Origin of the sequence: Pseudophaeobacter sp. A-200-2 (assembly GCF_041008815.1) — a bacterium.
Taxonomy (GTDB): Bacteria; Pseudomonadota; Alphaproteobacteria; order Rhodobacterales; family Rhodobacteraceae; genus Phycobacter; species Phycobacter gallaeciensis_A.
On the sequence record NZ_JAXGFU010000005.1, the window covers coordinates 138,641 to 156,710 of the forward strand.

The 18,070-nt window shown below is 62.0% G+C and carries 16 protein-coding genes and 1 tRNA gene; 16 read left to right on the forward strand and 1 reads right to left on the reverse strand.

Going from position 1 to position 18,070, the window contains the following annotated elements; genetic code table 11:
• Positions 1-73: 73 nt before the first annotated feature.
• Entirely contained in the window at positions 74-1,153 is a 1,080-nt protein-coding gene (gene mutY, locus SM766_RS09460) for an A/G-specific adenine glycosylase (protein ID WP_065271882.1), read from the forward strand.
• Between the two features lie 77 nt (positions 1,154-1,230).
• Entirely contained in the window at positions 1,231-2,376 is a 1,146-nt protein-coding gene (locus tag SM766_RS09465; protein ID WP_368947619.1) for an alkane 1-monooxygenase, read from the forward strand.
• Positions 2,377-2,421: 45 nt separating this feature from the next.
• Here the strand turns inward: SM766_RS09465 and hemN are convergent, their stop codons facing one another.
• The gene (gene hemN / locus SM766_RS09470; RefSeq protein WP_368947620.1) at positions 2,422-3,777 is read right to left on the reverse strand and encodes an oxygen-independent coproporphyrinogen III oxidase; all 1,356 of its coding nucleotides are present in this window, start codon (positions 3,775-3,777) and stop codon (positions 2,422-2,424) included.
• 233 nt (positions 3,778-4,010) lie between these two features.
• On the opposite strand from hemN, the gene SM766_RS09475 reads away from it, so the two are divergent.
• The 14 genes from SM766_RS09475 to SM766_RS09540 all read left to right on the forward strand — a co-directional run bounded on the left by SM766_RS09475 (position 4,011) and on the right by SM766_RS09540 (position 18,065).
• Positions 4,011-4,097: transfer RNA gene (locus SM766_RS09475), tRNA-Leu, on the forward strand.
• Positions 4,098-4,255: 158 nt separating this feature from the next.
• Positions 4,256-4,954, forward strand: a complete 699-nt coding sequence (locus SM766_RS09480) for a fumarylacetoacetate hydrolase family protein (RefSeq protein WP_274838101.1) — start codon at positions 4,256-4,258, stop codon at positions 4,952-4,954.
• Positions 4,955-5,470: 516 nt separating this feature from the next.
• Complete coding sequence (locus tag SM766_RS09485) at positions 5,471-6,517, forward strand: TRAP transporter substrate-binding protein (protein ID WP_065271885.1); 1,047 nt, start codon at positions 5,471-5,473, stop codon at positions 6,515-6,517.
• Positions 6,518-6,590: 73 nt separating this feature from the next.
• Complete coding sequence (locus SM766_RS09490; RefSeq protein ID WP_065271886.1) at positions 6,591-7,172, forward strand: TRAP transporter small permease; 582 nt, start codon at positions 6,591-6,593, stop codon at positions 7,170-7,172.
• Positions 7,169-8,674 (forward strand): TRAP transporter large permease, encoded by a 1,506-nt coding sequence (locus tag SM766_RS09495; RefSeq protein ID WP_274835229.1) that lies wholly within the window; start codon positions 7,169-7,171, stop codon positions 8,672-8,674. The genes SM766_RS09490 and SM766_RS09495 overlap by 4 nt, the downstream gene beginning before the upstream one ends.
• A 268-nt stretch (positions 8,675-8,942) precedes the next feature.
• Positions 8,943-10,481 (forward strand): benzoate-CoA ligase family protein, encoded by a 1,539-nt coding sequence (locus SM766_RS09500; protein ID WP_368947621.1) that lies wholly within the window; start codon positions 8,943-8,945, stop codon positions 10,479-10,481.
• Positions 10,478-11,299, forward strand: a complete 822-nt coding sequence (locus tag SM766_RS09505) for an alpha/beta fold hydrolase (protein ID WP_342455901.1) — start codon at positions 10,478-10,480, stop codon at positions 11,297-11,299. Before SM766_RS09500 ends, SM766_RS09505 begins: the two co-directional genes overlap by 4 nt.
• A gap of 1 nt (position 11,300) precedes the next feature.
• On the forward strand, positions 11,301-11,756 hold the full coding sequence (locus tag SM766_RS09510) for a DUF309 domain-containing protein (RefSeq protein WP_368947622.1): 456 nt from the start codon (positions 11,301-11,303) through the stop codon (positions 11,754-11,756).
• A gap of 142 nt (positions 11,757-11,898) precedes the next feature.
• The gene (gene boxC / locus SM766_RS09515; protein ID WP_368947623.1) at positions 11,899-13,557 is read left to right on the forward strand and encodes a 2,3-epoxybenzoyl-CoA dihydrolase; all 1,659 of its coding nucleotides are present in this window, start codon (positions 11,899-11,901) and stop codon (positions 13,555-13,557) included.
• Positions 13,558-13,608: 51 nt separating this feature from the next.
• Entirely contained in the window at positions 13,609-15,060 is a 1,452-nt protein-coding gene (gene boxB, locus SM766_RS09520) for a benzoyl-CoA 2,3-epoxidase subunit BoxB (protein WP_065271891.1), read from the forward strand.
• 85 nt (positions 15,061-15,145) lie between these two features.
• Positions 15,146-15,319, forward strand: a complete 174-nt coding sequence (locus SM766_RS09525; RefSeq protein WP_165832684.1) for a hypothetical protein — start codon at positions 15,146-15,148, stop codon at positions 15,317-15,319.
• Positions 15,320-16,525 carry a benzoyl-CoA 2,3-epoxidase subunit BoxA gene (gene boxA / locus SM766_RS09530; RefSeq protein ID WP_368947624.1) on the forward strand — a complete coding sequence of 402 codons (1,206 nt, stop codon included), beginning with the start codon at positions 15,320-15,322 and terminating at the stop codon, positions 16,523-16,525.
• 19 nt (positions 16,526-16,544) lie between these two features.
• Complete coding sequence (locus SM766_RS09535; RefSeq protein WP_368947625.1) at positions 16,545-17,003, forward strand: acyl-CoA thioesterase; 459 nt, start codon at positions 16,545-16,547, stop codon at positions 17,001-17,003.
• A 144-nt stretch (positions 17,004-17,147) separates the two neighbouring features.
• Positions 17,148-18,065: a helix-turn-helix transcriptional regulator gene (locus SM766_RS09540; RefSeq protein ID WP_274835224.1), complete on the forward strand. Its 918-nt coding sequence runs from the start codon at positions 17,148-17,150 to the stop codon at positions 18,063-18,065.
• The last annotated feature ends 5 nt before the right edge of the window (positions 18,066-18,070 follow it).

Sequence of the window (18,070 nt, forward strand, 5' to 3'; positions counted from 1 at the left end):
TGCGTGACTGACCGCCCTATTGTAAAGGGTCCGTTTGCAGGGGCCAGAAAAAGGCAGGAACCGGGAGTAAACTATGCGTGATCTGAATGCGGATCCAGGCGGGCTCAGCCGCGACATCCTGGACTGGTATGACCGGCAAGCGCGGGACATGCCCTGGCGCACCGGCCCGGCAGACCGCGCCGCCGGGGTGCGGCCCGATCCCTATCGCGTCTGGCTGAGCGAGGTGATGCTGCAGCAGACCACCGTTGCCGCCGTGACCGACTATTTTCAGCGCTTCACCGCCCGCTGGCCCCGGGTCGAGGACCTTGCCGCAGCCGAGGATGCCGACGTAATGGCGGAATGGGCGGGCCTTGGCTACTACGCCCGCGCCCGCAACCTGCTGAAATGCGCCCGGGTGGTGGCGCAGGAGCTGGATGGCACTTTTCCCGACAGCTATGAGGCGCTGCTGAAACTGCCGGGGATCGGCCCCTATACGGCGGCGGCAATCGCCTCGATCGCATTCGACCGCCCCGAAACCGTTCTGGATGGCAATGTGGAGCGGGTGATGGCGCGGCTGCATGATATTCACGAGCCGCTGCCGGGATCAAAACCGCTGCTGAAGGACCGCGCCGCCGAGCTGACCCCTGAGGTCCGTCCCGGCTGCTATGCACAGGCGGTGATGGATCTGGGCGCCACCATCTGCACCCCGAAATCGCCCGCCTGCGGCATCTGCCCCTGGCGGGAGCCCTGCGCTGCGCGAATCGCAGGCACCGCGCCTGAATTGCCAAAGAAGACCCCAAAGAAAGCCAAGCCCACCCGCCACGGCATCGTCTATCTGGCGCGCAGCAGCGCCGGGGACTGGCTGCTGGAGCGGCGACCGGACAAGGGGCTTTTGGGCGGGATGCTGGGCTGGCCCGGCCCGGAATGGGGCGAGTCGCCCCAGCCTGCGCCGCCGTTTGACGCGGATTGGCAGGACCTCGGCGCCGAGGTGCGCCATACCTTCACTCATTTCCATCTGATCCTGCGGGTGATGGTGGCAGAGCTGCCTGAGGGGTTTGCACCCGCCGAGCAACAGGAGATCATCACCCGACACGCGTTCCGCCCCTCGGACCTGCCGACGGCGATGCGCAAGGCCTTTGACCTGTGGCGTGGCGGGCAGACCGGCGGCGACTGAGGCCATTCGACCTCTTGGGTTTGGGCCGGACCCGGCATAGGGTTTTCCCAACGCGCCATACTTTGGGAGTGCTGACGATGATCGCCGCCAAGATCGCACCGGAAACCCTGAGCCGCTGGCAATCGGCCCTGCCCTTCTGGCTGTCCTTCCTGCTGGTGCCGCTGTTGTGGTTTTCCGCCATCATGGGCGGCTGGTGGGTGCTGATGACGCCGCTGGTGACATGGTATCTCTTTGCGGCGCTGGATGGGGTTTTCGGCCTCAACCTCGACAATGCCGACCCGATGACGCCCGAGGAAGACCTGCGATGGTACAGCCTGCTGACCATCGCCTGGGTGCCGATCCAGTTCCTGACGCTGTTTGGCCTGATCTTCTACGTGGCGGGCAACGAGACACTGAACGGGCTGGAAAAATTCGGCATCTTCTTTGGCATGGGCGTGGTCAGCGGCACCGTGGGCATAAACTACAGTCACGAGCTAATGCACCAGCGCAGCAGGGCGGAACGCTGGCTGGCAGATATCCTGCTGGCGATTGTACTCTACTCGCATTTCCGCTCCGAACACCTGCTGGTGCATCACCGCTATGTCGGCACGCCACGCGATCCTGTCACGGCGCGCTACAACGAAGGTTTCCACCGTTTTTATCCGCGGGTGCTGCGGCAATGCTGGCAATCCGCTTTCCGCGCCGAAAAGGAAAAACTGGCCAAGAAAGACCGCCCCTGGAGCGATCCGGTCAATCCGTTCTTCCGCTACTGGGCGCTACAGGCGGCCATGCTGGTGCTGGCGGTTCTGCTGGGCGGGTTTGGCGGGCTGGTGCTGTTTTTGGTGCAAGCGGGCGTCGCCATCTGGCAGCTGGAGCTGGTCAACTACGTCGAACACTACGGGCTGACCCGCAAACATCTGGGGGACGGCAAATACGAACCGGTGCGCCCCTGCCATTCGTGGAACGCGGCGCATAAGGCGTCAAACTGGCTGCTGATCAATCTGCAACGCCATTCCGATCACCACTATAAACCCGACCGGCGCTTCCCGCTGCTGCAGAACTATACCGAGGCAGACGCGCCGCAGCTGCCCTATGGCTATCCGGTGATGACCGTGGCGGCGATGATGCCGCCGCTGTGGCGCCGGGTGATGAACCCGCGCGTAAGCCACTGGCGCCAGATGTATTATCCGGAAATCACCGACTGGACGGCCTACAACAAGGCGCGCAACCCGATGCCCCGCTGACGAGGCTGCTGTCGCCGGGGCCACAAAAATCCCGGAGCACGCGGCTCAGGAGGCGCGGCTGTAGCGGGCGCCTTCGGGTTTATGCGCATCGAAATGGCTGGCGATCAGCCGGGTCAGGGCGCGCCCTTCGGGGCGGATCTCCAGCGCCTTGCCGTCAAGTGTCACCAGCTCTCCGAACCGGGCCTGAACGGCGACCAGATCGGGATCGATACTGCGCGACAGATCACCGAATTCCCGTTCCAGCGCGGCGCGGTCGAGACGGAAATCACACATGATCATCTCGATGGCGCGACCACGCAGGTGGTCCTCTTCGCTCATCTCATGGCCCCGCGCCCCGGCGAGCTTCCCCTTTTCGATCCGCTCCACATAGGCAGGGGTCGCAGCGGCGTTCTGCACGTATCCCCCGGCAAAACGCGAAATCGAAGAGGCACCCAACCCGATCAGCGTCGGACACCGGTCATCGGTATAGCCTTGGAAATTGCGCCGCAGGTGGCCGCTTTTGGCCGCCTTGGCCAAACCGTCCTCGGGCAGGGCAAAATGGTCGATACCAATCGTTTCATAACCAGCGGCGCGGAACTGATCCGCAGCTGCGCAGGCCAGATCATAGCGTTCGGCGTCTCCCGGCAGGGCGGATTCGTCGATCAGCTCCTGACGTTTGGCCATCCAGGGCACATGGGCATAGCCGAACAGCGCGATCCGGTCCGGTGCAAGGCTCAGCACCTTTTCAACCGTATCCTTCAGTCGCGCGGCGTCCTGATGTGGCAGGCCGTAGACCAGATCGGCATTGAGCGAGGTGATCCCCGCCTCCCGCAGATCCTCGACACAGGCGCGCGTCACCTCATAGGGCTGTTCCCGGCCGATGGCGGCCTGCACCTCGGGATTGAAATCCTGAATACCGATACTGGCCCGGTTCATGCCTTCTTCGGCCAGCGCCGCGATCTTGTCCCGGTCCACCAGCGTCGGGTCGATCTCGACCGAGAACTCCCAGTCCGGCGTCGGCGGGAAGACCGCCTTGACCGCCTGGGCCAGCCTGTGGATCAGCGCTGGCGGCAGGATGGTCGGCGTGCCACCGCCCCAGTGCAACCGCCCCATCTGCAGCCCCGCGGGCAGATGCGGCGCGAGCAGCTTCAGCTCGGCCTCCAGCGTTTCGACATAGCTTTCCACCGGCTCGGGCCGACGGGTGCCCTGGGTCCGGCAAGCGCAGAACCAGCACAGCCGCTCGCAGAACGGGATATGCAGATACACCGAAACCGGAACCGCCGGATCAAGCGCATCAAGATGCCCGACCTGTTCCGCCGCACCCACGGCGGAAGAAAAGACCGGAGCGGTCGGGTAGGAGGTGTAGCGGGGCACCCGGCTGTCGAACAGGCCAAGGGCGGCAAGGCGGTCAATCTGTGTCATACCGCCTTTTTGCCGCTCAGGCGCGCGCTGACTTTGCGCAGGATCAAATTGCACGGGAAAAATCACCCACCCGGTCGGCTATTGCAACGGTCCAGCCAGAAAGGCGCCATCAACCGCCTGAATTCGCGGGACATCAGCAGCAGTCACCCCCGCACAAAAAATTTGTGACATTGGGCGCATTTTGAGTTTGACGCCCCGCGCGACTCTGCTTATACGGCCCCTCACCAACCCGTGCCCAGATGGCGGAATTGGTAGACGCGCTAGCTTCAGGTGCTAGTGTCCGTATGGACGTGGAGGTTCGAGTCCTCTTCTGGGCACCATATCACTCTCCTGGAATTGTTGTAAAATCTTGGCCCCGAGCGCCTCTGATCTGTCGCTGTCCGTGATCGGTCCGTGCGGGGCTGCGGGACGGGTTTTCCTGTGCTAGGCATCCATCACGATTCCGCAGCCCAGCCCGTGACCATCAGGAGCGCCCGAGATGACCGATACCCTGTTTACCCTGCCCGAAACCGCTACGATCCCGGTTCTGGGAGAGGACCGCACCTATCCCATCGGGCGTATCTTCTGCGTCGGGCGCAACTACGCCGCACATGCTGCCGAGATGGGCAACGAGGTCGACCGCGAAGCGCCCTTTTACTTCACCAAATCCGCAGCCAATGCGATTCTGACCGGCGCTACCGTGCCCTACCCGCTTGGCACCTCTGATTTCCACCACGAGATGGAGCTGGCCGTGGCCATCGGCGCGCCGCTGTTCCGCGCCACGCCGGAAGAGGCCCGCACAGCGGTTTATGGCTATGGCAGCGCGCTGGACATGACGCGCCGGGATCTGCAGGGGCAGGCGAAGGACAAACGGCGCCCATGGGATCTGGGCAAGGATCTGGAGCAAGGCACGGTTTTCGCCCCCCTGACCCGCAGCGCTGACTGGGACGGCCCAGCGGGCAAGCGGATCTGGCTCAGCGTCGACGGTGAAATACGTCAGGATGCCAGCCTGGATGAGATGATCTGGTCGGTCGAGGACATCCTCTGCCACTTGTCGGGTTATTACCACCTGCGGCCGGGCGATCTGATCCTCACCGGCACCCCAGCAGGAGTGGGAGCGGTAACCGCCGGACAGTCGATGACTGGCGGAATCGACGGGTTGAGCCAGGTCGAACTGACCCTCAGCGCCGCTGAATAAGATCAAAGGGCCATAGAGCCGCCCCGAAGGTTCGAAACCGTCAAGAATATGTGCGCTGGGTCCATTCCTGATCCCGGCGCCTTGGCCCTATCAATTACAGGGCTGTGCGCAAAGCGTACCACAGTCCTGCGCAGCGATAGGGAGGGTTGCGACCGCAGCGGCAAGGCAGCGATCCGCCGAAATGTCTTTTTTCATGGCTCCTGCGCCAATCAGTGATTGATCTTCAAGAAATGAAATGCTGGAATGTATCCGGTATGGCTCAGATATGGAAATCTTGTAACATTTTCTAAACGAGTCTGAGCGCTGATTTGGGACCAGCCAATTCATGAGTGAAAAATGCATGATCTGCTGTTGATGGTTACAAATGCACCAAATAGCAGGAGGTCAGCGAAGTTTGTTTTGTGATCCGCAGGGGTGTGGAGGGGACCAAAACAGAAAGAAAATAGGCAATATATTGCAATAATGTTAGTTGCCTGCATTATGTTGCTTGGAAGTAGGGTCAAAGGGAGGAATCACATGACCACTCGCAGAAAGATTCTTGGCGCAGCAGGCGCGGCGGCCATTGCCGCAGTATGCGCCACATCCGCCTTCGCGCAGGAGGTAACGCTAAAGCTGCACCAATTCCTGCCGGCGCAGGCAAATGTGCCGAAACTGGTTCTGGATGTCTGGGCCGACAACGTTGAGGCCTCCTCGAATGGCCGTATCAAGATCGACCGCTATCCCTCCATGCAGCTGGGAGGCAAGCCGCCGGAACTGATGGACCAGGCCATCGACGGCGTTGCCGACATCGTCTGGACCGTGGTCGGCTATACGCCGGGCCGGTTCCCGTCGACCGAAGTCTTCGAACTGCCCTTCATGATGACCAACGCGCGTGCCACCTCGCACGCTTATTGGGAAATGTTCGAACGCCACATGAAGGACACCGAGTTCAAGGACGTCCACATCCTGGGCACCTGGGTGCACGGCCCCGGTATGATCCACACCACGGATCCGGTTGAAACCCCCGCCGACCTGCAGGGCATGAAGATCCGTGGCGGTTCCCGCTCGGTCAACGCGCTGCTGACCGAACTGGGCGCAACCCCCGTCGGCATGCCGGTTCCCGCGATCCCCGAAGGCCTGTCCAAAGGCGTGATCGACGGCACCACCATCCCGTGGGAAGTCACCACCGCACTGAAAGTTCCGGAACTGGTCGAGAACCACACCGAATTCACCGGCAAGGCGCTTTATACCCTGACCTTCGTTCTGGCGATGAACAAGGACAAGTATGAAAGCCTGCCCGATGATCTGAAGAAGGCCATCGACGACAACTCCGGTCTGGAGTTCTCCGTCTTCGCCGGCGGCACCCAAGCAGATTCCGACGGCCCGGCCCGCGAATTTGCACTGGACAACGGTAACAACGTCATCACCCTCAGCCAGGAACAGACCGACGAGTGGCGCGCGCTGGCTCAGCCGATCTACAACAAATGGCTGGCCGACATGACTGAAAAAGGCATCGACGGGCAGGCCCTGCTGGAAGAAGCAACCTACCTGATCGAAAAATACACACCGCAATACGTGAAGTAAGCGGTAGCATAGTCAAAGGGCCGCAGCGCACCCGTGCCGCGGCCCTTTGCGTACTCAGAAAAGGGTAAACACCATGCAAAAGCTCATGATGGGGTTGGCCAGGAAGATGGCCATATTGGGCGGTATGGTCCTCGTTCTCCTGATCATCCTGACCTGCCTTTCGATCATCGGCCGCCTGCTGAACGGCGTGCTGCACGGAAGCCTCATGCAAGGGCTCGCTCCTGCGCTGTCAGACTGGCTGATCAACTACATCGGACCAATCAACGGGGACTTCGAACTGGTAGAGGCCGGCGTGGCATTCGCCATCTTCGCGTTTATCCCACTGTGCCAGATCACATCGGGCCATGCCTCGGTCGACGTGGTGGCAAACGCCTTTCCCGTCAAGGTGAACCGGTTCCTGCGCATGGTGGTCGCGATCCTGTTCGCGGGGGTTCTCGCCCTGATCACAGAACGGCTCGGCGCCGGCATGGTCGGCAAGTACTACAATGGCGAGACGTCGTTCCTGCTCGAGTTTCCTACCTGGTGGGCCTATGCCGCCAGCCTCTTCGCCTCCAGCATGGCTGCTGTGGTGGCGATCTATGTCGCGATCGTGCGTACAACCGAATTTATGACCGGCCGCATTGAGCTGTGGGACGGTGTGGAGGGTGAGCAGTGACAGCTCTTGAAATCGGAATATCCTCATTCCCCATCCTGATGATCCTGATCTTCCTTCGGGTTCCCATCGGGCTTTCGATGTTCCTGGTGGGCCTGGTCGGGTTGATCCTGGTCACCGACGGAACCCAGGTTGCCTTTGGGCGCCTGAAAAGCGAGACCTACTCGACCTTTTCCTCTTATTCTCTGACCATCGTGCCGATGTTCCTGCTGATGGGCCATTTCGCGACGCTGGGCGGCATGTCATCCGCCTTGTTCAAGGCGGCCGCGAGTTTCCTGGGCCACAGGAAAGGCGGCGTCGCCATGGCATCGATCGGGGCTTGCGCCGGCTTTGGTGCGATCTGCGGCTCCTCGCTGGCCACTGCGGCAACCATGGGCCGTGTCGCTCTGCCCGAGCTGAAGGAATACGGATATGCCGGTGGCTTTTCGACGGCAACACTGGCGGCAGGCGGCACCCTGGGCATCCTGATCCCGCCTTCGGTGGTGCTGGTGATCTATGCCATCCTGACCGAGCAGAATATCGCCAAGCTGTTCCTCGCAGCCTTCATTCCCGGCATCCTCGCCGCGGTTGGATATGTCATCGCGATTTCGATCTATGTGCGCATGTTCCCCGAAAGCGCGGGCACCCGCCCCTCGGTTCCCTGGGCGGAACGGATGGAAAACCTGGTCAAGGTCTGGCCGGTTCTGCTGGTCTTTGGCCTGGTGGTCGGCGGCATCTACGCCGGTTGGTTCACCCCGACCGAGGGTGCAGCCGTAGGCGCATTCGGCACCGGTTTCATCGCCTGGCTGAATGGCGGTCTGAACCGCGAAACCATGGTCGATAGCTTTATCGTCACCGCCCGTTCGACCGCGATGATCTTTTTCATCGTGCTGGGCGCCGGGTTTTATAACGGCTTCCTCGCGCTGACCAAGGTGCCGCAGGAACTGGCAGATTTCGTCGTCAGCCAGGGGCTGAGCCCATGGGTGGTTCTGGCGCTGATCCTGGCCTTCTACCTGGTCTTTGGGTGCCTGATGGACAGCCTGTCGATGATTCTGCTGACCATTCCGATCTTCTTCCCGGTGATCTCGGTGATGGACTTCGGCCTGTTGTCCCTGCCCGCGATGCAGGCGGATGCAGCGATGGAGGTGCTGCGCAACGGGGTGCCGGATGGCATGGGGGCTGAAATGCTGGCCTCGATACAGGAAGCCATCGCCAACGGCATGGAACTGACCCGGGAGCAGATGAAGGAACTGGGCATCCGCGTCACCGAAGGCCGCGTCAACCGGATCGAATCGGAATACGTCGCCATCTGGTTCGGCATTCTGGTTCTGATCGTGGTCGAGGTTGGCCTGATCACCCCGCCTGTGGGCATGAACCTGTTCATTATCAACGCGATGGACCGGACCACCCGCATGGTCGACACCTACAAGGCGGTGATGTTCTTTGTGGCATCGGACATCATCCGGGTGATTATCTTGGTCGCCTTCCCGATCATCACGCTGCTGCCGCTGATGCTGCTGCACTGACCATCGGGTCCGACGACCCCTGCAATTGATCCCCCCCGTCAGACCTCTGGCGGGGGGATTTTTTGTCTGCGAGCCACCAGACCGGCCCGCCTCGCACCTGCATCGGCGGAAATATGTGCAAAATAGTGCAATTTATTGCAGCGATATGTTGCATTATTTTGCGACCGGTGCATTAATCCGTCCCAGATCAAGACTGCGCCGCCGGGGAGGGCCGCGCAGGCCGCCGGAGCGCCCCGCGCCTTCCGCGGCACATCAGGGAGGAGCGAGGATGACACCCAGCGGCAATGCGGCAGGATATTTTGTGGATCGCCACCGGAGCGAGCGCCCGGACAAGGTGGCCTTCCGAGAGGCCGCCGGCGCGCAGCGGCAGCTTACCTATGGCGATCTGGCCGAAAGCTCGGACCGGATGGCAGGCGCCCTGCGCCGGGCGGGCATAGCCCGCGAATCCCGCGCCGCCATGCTGGTGCTGGATCAGATCGAATTCCCGCAGATCTTCTGGGGCGCGCTTAAGGCCGGTGTCGTGCCGGTGCCGCTCAACACCCTGCTGTCCACCTCGGTTTACGAGGTCATCCTGAAAGACAGCCGCGCCACCATCCTGTTTGTCAGCGCCGAACTCTGGCCGGTGGTAGAGCCCGCCGTCGCTGCCTGCCCGGATCTGCAGCGCGTCGTGGTGATCGGCGGCGAAACGCCGGAGGGCTGCGACAGTTTTGAGGATTTCCTTGCCGGGGCAGAGCCGATGGAGGCCGTGGCCTGCTGCCCCGATGAAACCGCCTTTTGGCTATATTCCTCTGGCTCCACCGGGCAACCCAAGGGCGTGCGCCATGTGCATGGGGCGCTGGCTGCCACCGCCGACACCTATGGCGCGCAGGTGCTTCAGGTGGCCGAGGACGATGTAATCTTCTCGGCGGCAAAACTGTTCTTCGCCTATGGGCTGGGCAATGGCATGACCTTCCCGCTGTCGGCGGGCGCCACCACCATCCTGTTCGATGGCCGTCCGACACCGGACTCGGTGCTGTCGATCCTCGATACAGAAAAACCAACCCTCTATTGCGGTGTGCCGACGCTTTATGCGGCCACGGTTGCGGCGCTGGAAACCGCCGAGAAACCTGATGCGCCCCTGCGCCGCTGCATTTCCGCAGGTGAGGCCCTGCCCGAAGAGGTCGGCCGCAAATGGGAAGACATATGGGGCGTCGAAATCCTCGATGGTGTCGGCTCGACCGAGATGCTGCATATCTTCCTGTCGAATGCGCCGGGCGATGTGGTCTATGGCACCTCAGGCGTGGCGGTGCCGGGGTACGAACTGCGGCTGGTGGACGAGAACGACGAGGAGGTGCCCGCAGGCGGCATCGGCGAACTTCTGGTGCGCGGTGCCTCGGCCGCCGAAGGATACTGGAACCAGCGAGGCAAGAGCCGCAGTACCTTCGAAGGCGAATGGACCCGCACCGGCGACAAATACGAACGTGGCGAGGACGGGCGTTTCATCTACTGTGGCCGTACCGACGATATGTTCAAGGTCTCCGGGATCTGGCTGTCTCCGTTTGAGCTGGAACAGGCGCTGGTCGCCCATCCCGCCGTGCTGGAGGCCGCCGTTGTGCCCGCCCGCGACGAAGAAGGTCTGGAAAAACCCAAGGCCCATATCGTGCTGAAGGACGGGACCGGGAACGACGCCCTGACCGCCGATCTCAAGGCGTTTGTGAAGGAAAAGGTCGGCAAGTGGAAATATCCGCGCTGGATCGTCTATGCCGACGACCTGCCCAAGACGGCAACCGGCAAGATCCAGCGCTTCAAATTGCGGGAGGATGCATGATGGCGTTTGAATGGGGTGGAAGTGGCACGGTCACGGCAGGCGGTGCCAATCTGGAATATGCCTGCCATGGGCCCGCGCCGGATCAGGCGCCAACCCTTGTGCTGCTGCACGAAGGGCTGGGCTGCGTGGCGCTGTGGCGCGATTTCCCCGAAAAACTGGCTGCGGCCACCGGTTGGGGCGTCTTTGTCTATTCCCGTCAGGGCTATGGCCAGTCCGATCCCGTGACCCTGCCCCGGCCGCTCGATTTCATGACCCGCGAGGCAAAGGACGTGCTGCCCGGGCTGCTGGATACCATCGGTCTGGAGCATGGCGTGCTGATGGGCCACAGCGACGGCGCCACTATCGCGGCGATATACGGCGGCAGCGTGCTGGACCACCGGGTGCGCGGGCTGATCCTGATGGCCCCGCATTTCTTCACCGAACCGGGCGGGCTTGCGGAAATCGCCAAGGCGAAAGAGGCCTATGACAGCGGCGATCTGAAGGAAAAGCTGGCGAAATACCACAAGGACCCCGAAGGCGCCTTCCGCGGCTGGAACGATGTCTGGCTCGACGAAGGTTTCCGGGACTGGGACGTAGCAGATGTGATCGACTATCTGCGGGTGCCGGTTCTGGCCATTCAGGGCCGCGAGGACCAATACGGCACCCTCGCCCAGGTCGAGGTGATCGAGGAACGCACCTATTGCCCCTGCGATATGCTGGTGCTGGAGGATTGTCGCCACAGCCCACAACAGGACCAGCCACAAAAGGTCATCGACGCGGTCGCCGAATTCACCAGCCGTCTGGCCCGGATCGAGGCCGCCGAGGTCGAAACCGCCTGACATGGCCCGTTTTCCGGATCCGCCGCACGCCCATATCCCGGGCCAGACGCCCCGGCATCCGGAAGGCACCTTCGATGCGATCTGCGAGACAGCAAGACCGGAACAGCCCCTTGGGGCTGTTTTCGCGTCAGACGCCTGGCGTGCCGGATGTCAGTATTTCCGGACCGGTTATTTCTGGGAAGCACATGAGGTCTGGGAAGCGGTCTGGATGGCCCTGCCTGATCCCTCGGCCGAACGACGACTAGTGCAGGGGATGATCCAGCTCGCGAATGCAGCGCTGAAGCAGAAGATGCAGCGCCCGCGCGCGGTGAAGCGGCTCTGCGATATCGCCGACGCGCAGATGACCGACCTGCCAGGGGCGCTGTGGATCACCGCAGACCTGCAGGAGGATCAGATTCGGGCGCAGCTGCTGGACCTTCGCCGCCAGACCGAGAATACCATAAAAAGCGCACTATAATGCATTGTCAAAGCGGATATTCCGCAATCACACCGCAATATTCTGCATTATTATGCCGAAAGAAGGCATTATTATGCATCTTTTCCTTTGCCAGCCTGCAAAGCTGCGGTAGGTTACTCACAACAGAACTCAGGAGCGCGACATGCCCCAGGCAATCGATTTTCAAACCGACCCTTCGAAGTATCGCCACTGGCGGGTGGAGTATGATGGCCCCATCGCAAACCTCTACATGGATGTGGACGAAGACGGCGGGCTGTTCGACGGCTACCAGCTGAAGCTCAATTCCTACGATCTGGGCGTCGACATCGAGCTGTCCGACATCGTGCAGCGGATGCGGTTCGAACACCCCGAGGTCAAGGTGGTGATCATGCGCTCGGGCAAGGACAAGGTGTTCTGCGCCGGCGCCAATATCCGTATGCTGGGCGGCGCCAGCCACGCCCACAAGGTGAACTTCTGTAAATTCACCAACGAGACCCGCAACACCTACGAGGCCGCCGAGGCGGATTCGGGTCAGAAGTACATTGCCGCCGTTCAGGGCGCCTGCGCCGGTGGTGGCTATGAACTGGCCCTCGCCTGCAACTATATCATGCTGACCAATGACAGCGCCTCCTCTGTCGCCCTGCCCGAAGTGCCGCTGCTGGCGGTTCTGCCCGGCACCGGCGGGCTGACCCGTGTCACCGACAAACGCAAGGTGCGCCGCGATCTGGCCGATATCTTCTGCTCGGTCGAAGAAGGCGTCAAAGGCCAGCGCGCCGTCGACTGGCGTCTGGTGGACGAGGTGGTGCCGAATTCGAAATTCGCCGACACCGTTGCCGAACGCGCCCAGGAATTTGCTGCTGCCAGCAGTAAGGCAGACGGGCTGACCGGCATCACCCTTGGCCCGATCACCCGCAGCTTTGGCGAGGATTCCATCACCTATACGCTGGTCGAGGTCGAAATCGACCGCAAAGGCGGCCGCGCCACCGTGACCCTAAAAGGCCCCGATGGCGATGCCCCGGCAGATACCGCTGCGCTCCAGGCAGAAGGCGATCAGACCTACCTGCTGCGTCTGGCGCGCGAGCTGGACGATGCCATTCTGCACCTGCGCCTCAATGAACGCGAAGTCGGCACCGTGGTGTTCCAGACGCAGGGCGACGCCGAAAAACTGTTGGCGCATGAGGCGCTCTTGCTGAACAACCGCGATCACTGGCTGGCCAATGAAATCCTGATGTACTGGAAGCGCCTGCTGAAACGCGTCGACATGACCTCGCGCTCGCTGGTGGCCGTGGTCGAACACGGCTCCTGCTTTGCCGGGCCGCTGGCGGAACTGCTGTGGGCCGTCGACCGCTCCTACATGATGCTGGAGGAATTCGAAGGCGACAATCGCCCGCTGGCCGCCATCACGCTCAGCGAAGGGAACTTTGGGACCTATCCGATGGGCAACGACCTGACGCGGCTTCAGACCCGGTTCCTCGGCACCCCCGAGTCGGTCGAGGCGCTGCGCGATCATATCGGTGAGCCGCTTGAGGCCGATCAGGCCGAAGAGCTGGGCCTTGTGACCTATGCCTTTGACGATATCGACTGGGAGGACGAGGTGCGCATCTTCCTTGAGGAACGCGCCAGCTTCAGCCCCGATGCGATGACCGGCATGGAGGCCAACCTGCGCTTTGCCGGGCCCGAAACGATGGAAACCCGTATCTTTGGCCGCCTGACCGCCTGGCAGAACTGGATCTTCCAGCGCCCCAACGCGGTGGGCAGCGCTGGCGCCCTGCAGCGCTACGGCACCGGCCAGCGCGGCGAATACAACATGGAACGCGTGTAACCAGGAAATACAGCGGTAGCCCAAGGCGGCGCCGCGTGACGGAGGAACGATATGCTTGATCTCATCAATGTCAGCTACGACACCCAGATCCCCAACAACGTTGGCCTGTCCAGCGATAAGAAGGTGCTGAAGGCGCTGGAAAAATGGCACCCCGGTTACATCAACTGGTGGAACGACCTGATCCCGCAGAACTTTCAGGAATCGATGGTCTACCTGCGCACCGCGGTTTCAGTCGACCCCAAAGGCTGGGCCAAATTCGACTACGTGAAGATGCCGGAATACCGCTGGGGCGTGCTGCTGGCGCCGCAGGTCGAAGGCCGCACCATTCCGATGGGCGAACACTATGGCGAACCGGCCTGGCAGGAGGTTCCCGGCGAATACCGCAACATGCTGAAGCGCCTGATTGTCATTCAGGGCGATACCGAGCCGGGCTCGGTCGAGCAGCAGCGGTTCCTGGGCCTCACCGCGCCGTCGCTCTATGACATGCGCAACCTGTTCCAGGTCAACGTCGAGGAAGGCCGCCATCTCTGGGCGATGGTCTACCTGCTGCAGAAATACTTTGGCCGCGATGGCCGCGAAGAAGCGAACGAGCTGCTGATCCGCTCCTCCGGCTCCGAAGAGGCGCCGCGGATGCTGGGTGCCTTTAACGAGGAAACACCGGACTGGCTGTCCTTCTTCATGTTCACTTATTTCACCGACCGCGACGGCAAGATGCAGCTGGAATCGCTGGCACAATCGGGCTTTGATCCGCTGTCGCGCACCTGCCGCTTCATGCTGACCGAAGAGGCGCACCACATGTTCGTGGGCGAAACCGGTGTGGGCCGGACCATTCAGGCCACCTGCGAAGCGATGAACAAGGCCGGGATCACCGACCCCTATGACATCAACAAGATCCGCGACCTGGGTGTCATTGACCTGCCCACCATCCAGAAAAAGCTGAACCTGCACTACACGCTGTCGCTGGATCTCTTTGGTCAGGAAGTTTCCACCAACGCCGCCAATGCCTTCAACTCGGGCATCAAGGGGCGTTACATGGAAATGCGCCTGAAAGACGACCACAAGCTGACCAACGACACCTACGTTGTGCGCACCGTCAAGGATGGTCAGATCGTCGCCGAAGAAGTGCCGGCCCTGACCGCGATCAACATGCGTCTGCGCGACGACTACGTCAAAGACGCCGCAGGTGGCGTGGGCCGCTGGAACAAGATCATCGAAAAGCACGGCATCGAATTCGAGATGAAGCTGCCGCACGAAGGCTTCCACCGCCAGATCGGCGTGTTCTCCGCAGTGCGCTGCGACCCCGAAGGCAACATCATCTCGCAAGAGCAGTGGGACGCCAAGGTCAAGGACTGGCTGCCCAACAAGGAAGACGGTGCCTTTATCCAGTCGCTGATGAAACCGGTCTACGAGCCGGGCAAATACGCCAGCTGGATTTCGCCGCCCAAGGTCGGCATCGACAACAAGCCGGGCGATTTCGAATACGTGAAACTGCACATGGCATAAGCAGGGTTTAACCCTCTCTTTGCCGGCGCCTGTCACACTGACCGGCAGGCGCCGGAATTCAATAGCCAGACCGGAGGATCCCCAGATGGACATCACCCGCAGCCAAGCTGAAACGCCCAATGCCAACCGTGTGTCGGTTCAGATCAATGGCCTCAAAGGCCCCTGTGTGGGCTGTTCCGACTGTGTCGGCATGTGTCGCGAGCTGATCGATGCGCTGACCGTGCCCGATGCGATCCTCAAAAAAGCGCCGAGAAGCTGAATGACAAACGCCCCCACCGCGCCGCTGAAACAGCATCTGATCGATCCCGAGATCTGCATCCGCTGCTACACCTGCGAAATGACCTGCCCCGAAGAGGCGATCGAACATGACGACATGAACGTCGTGGTCGACGCGGAGAAATGCAATTTCTGCATGGATTGCATCCCGGTCTGCCCGACCGGCTCAATCGACGAATGGCGGGTGGTGAACACCCCCTATTCGGTGGATGAGCAGTTCGAATGGATGGAACTACCCGAGCAGGAAGAGATTTCCGGCGGCGACGCTGCCGACGGCGATATCGAGGCGATGGACGATGCCGTTGCGGCGCTGCTGGCCGATGCCCATGCCGGCGCGGGCGGCAAGGCAACCGCCCCCGCGAGCGCCAGCAAGCCGGTGATCAACATGTACACCCCCGGCAAGCCGGCCCGGGTCAAGGTGCAGGGCAATTACCGGCTGACCGACAAGGACAGCGACAGCGATGTGCGCCACATCATCCTTGATCCGGCGGGCCTGCCCTTTCCGGTGCTCGAAGGCCAAAGCATCGGTATCATCCCCCCCGGCACAGACGCCGAAGGCAAATCGCATCTGCCGCGGCTTTATTCCGTCTCCAGCCCGCGCGACGGCGAACGCCCCGGCTATCACAACATATCGCTGACCGTGAAACGCGAGGAACAGGGCCTGTGCTCCAACTACGTCTGCGATCTTGCTGCGGGCGACGAGGTACAGGTGACAGGGCCCTTCGGCGCCACCTTCCTGCTGCCCTCGGATCCGGCTGCTGACATCATGATGATCTGCACCGGCACCGGCTCGGCCCCCTTCCGCGCCTTCACCATGCGCCGCCTGCGTGAGGCACCGCATGAGACCGGCAAGATGACCCTGATCTTTGGCGCCCGCCGCCCGGGTGAGCTGCCCTACTTCGGCCCGCTAAAAAAGATCCCCGATACGTTCATGACCAAGCTCTTTGCCTTTTCCCGGCAGGAGGACGCGCCCAAGCAATACGTGCAGGACCGTCTGCGCGAGGAATCCGACCGGGTTGCCGCGCTGATGCAGAACCCGGCGGGCCATATCTACATCTGCGGGCTGAAGGCGATGGAGCAGGGCGTCGAAGAAGCCTTGCGTGATATTGCCCGCTCCCATGGTTTGAACTGGGCCGAACTGCGCGATAAGATGCGCACCGACGGACGTTACCACGTCGAAACCTATTGAGCCGCAGGACAAAACCCAGATGACAGACCAGATCGCCCCCGCCGGACAGGACGCCGGGACGGAGAACTTCGTGCACGAAATCCGCGTCGGCTGGGGCGACTGCGATCCGGCCAAGATCGCCTATACCGGCCGCCTGCCCGCCTTTGCGCTGGAGGCGATCGATGCCTGGTGGGAACATAACCTGGATGGCGATGGCTGGTTCCAGATGGAACTGGACCGCGGTACCGGCACCCCCTTCGTGAACATGAACATCGATTTCTGCTCGCCGGTGACCCCACGCCACCGGCTGATGTGCGAGGTCTGGCCCTGCAAGCTCGGCACCAAATCGATCACCTTCCGGGTGGATGCGCGGCAGGACGGTGTTTTGTGTTTCGAAGGCACCTTTACCTGCGTCTTTATCGATCCGACCAATTTCACCGCCAAGGCGGCACCCCCGGATTACCGCGCCGTGGTCGAACCCCGGTTGCGCCCGGCCTAGGTTCCCATTCCCCCTTCCCGCGCCCCACTGACGTGGGGTCCCGCAAGATAATGCACTCCGCAGCCGCGCCCGCACCGGTTTTCATTTGAACCGGATGCGGCAGCGCCTTAAGTTTGTGCATTATGTTTCATATATCGGCGCCGCATGAGTGAGATCACCAATTTCCGGGGCGAAACCCGGCCCGCGCAGGACAAAAGCGAGATCGACCAGGTCGTTCCCGCCCTGATTTCACGCGTGGGGGAACGGGTCCGCAAGGCACGCGAGCGCAAGGGTATTCCGCGCCGGGTTCTATCGGACCGTTCGGGTGTGTCGCCGCGCTATCTGGCGCAGCTGGAGGCCGGAGAGGGCAATATCTCCATCGGCCTCTTGCAACGGGTGGCCGTGGCACTGGATCACCGCATCGAATGGCTGATCGGCGAAGAGGATCCCTGGACCTCGGACGCGGTGCGGGTGGCGGATCTTTATCGCGGCGCCACCAGCAGCACCCAGCAGGCGGTTTTGGACCTCTTGGCGCCGCAGACGCCGGAAACCCAGCGCGCCGGGCGCGTCTGTCTGGTGGGTCTGCGCGGTGCAGGCAAATCGACCCTTGGCAGCATGGCGGGCAAGGAGCTGGGCATTCCCTTTGTCGAGCTGAACAGCGAAATCGAAAGCCAGTCCGGCATGCCGGTGTCCGAACTGATGGCGCTTTACGGCCAGGAAGGCTACCGCCAACTGGAGGCGCAGGCGATCAACCGCATCATCGCAACCCATGACAGCCTGATCCTGGCCGTCGCGGGCGGCATCGTCGCCGAACCGGAGACCTACACCAACGTTCTGGCGCATTTTCACACCATCTGGATCAAGGCCCGGCCCGATGAACATATGGCGCGGGTGCGGGCGCAGGGCGATGAACGCCCGATGGCGGGCAATCCCGAGGCGATGGAACAGCTCCGCTCGATCCTGACCAGCCGCGAGGCCCTGTATGGCAGGTCGCTGGCGCAACTGGACACCTCGGATCAGACCGTGGATCAGTCGCTGGCCAGCCTGATCACCATGGTCCGGGAGCGCGGCTTTACCGGCTGATCCGG

Coding starts and splice junctions, on each gene's coding strand:
- boxA (WP_368947624.1), top strand. CDS start 15,320: ATGACAAACGCCCCCACCGCGCCGCTGAAACAGCATCTGATCGATCCC.
- SM766_RS09490 (WP_065271886.1), top strand. CDS start 6,591: ATGCAAAAGCTCATGATGGGGTTGGCCAGGAAGATGGCCATATTGGGC.
- hemN (WP_368947620.1), bottom strand. CDS start 3,777: ATGACACAGATTGACCGCCTTGCCGCCCTTGGCCTGTTCGACAGCCGG.
- SM766_RS09510 (WP_368947622.1), top strand. CDS start 11,301: ATGGCCCGTTTTCCGGATCCGCCGCACGCCCATATCCCGGGCCAGACG.
- SM766_RS09540 (WP_274835224.1), top strand. CDS start 17,148: ATGAGTGAGATCACCAATTTCCGGGGCGAAACCCGGCCCGCGCAGGAC.
- SM766_RS09465 (WP_368947619.1), top strand. CDS start 1,231: ATGATCGCCGCCAAGATCGCACCGGAAACCCTGAGCCGCTGGCAATCG.
- SM766_RS09480 (WP_274838101.1), top strand. CDS start 4,256: ATGACCGATACCCTGTTTACCCTGCCCGAAACCGCTACGATCCCGGTT.
- SM766_RS09485 (WP_065271885.1), top strand. CDS start 5,471: ATGACCACTCGCAGAAAGATTCTTGGCGCAGCAGGCGCGGCGGCCATT.
- SM766_RS09505 (WP_342455901.1), top strand. CDS start 10,478: ATGATGGCGTTTGAATGGGGTGGAAGTGGCACGGTCACGGCAGGCGGT.
- boxB (WP_065271891.1), top strand. CDS start 13,609: ATGCTTGATCTCATCAATGTCAGCTACGACACCCAGATCCCCAACAAC.
- SM766_RS09525 (WP_165832684.1), top strand. CDS start 15,146: ATGGACATCACCCGCAGCCAAGCTGAAACGCCCAATGCCAACCGTGTG.
- SM766_RS09500 (WP_368947621.1), top strand. CDS start 8,943: ATGACACCCAGCGGCAATGCGGCAGGATATTTTGTGGATCGCCACCGG.
- SM766_RS09535 (WP_368947625.1), top strand. CDS start 16,545: ATGACAGACCAGATCGCCCCCGCCGGACAGGACGCCGGGACGGAGAAC.
- boxC (WP_368947623.1), top strand. CDS start 11,899: ATGCCCCAGGCAATCGATTTTCAAACCGACCCTTCGAAGTATCGCCAC.
- mutY (WP_065271882.1), top strand. CDS start 74: ATGCGTGATCTGAATGCGGATCCAGGCGGGCTCAGCCGCGACATCCTG.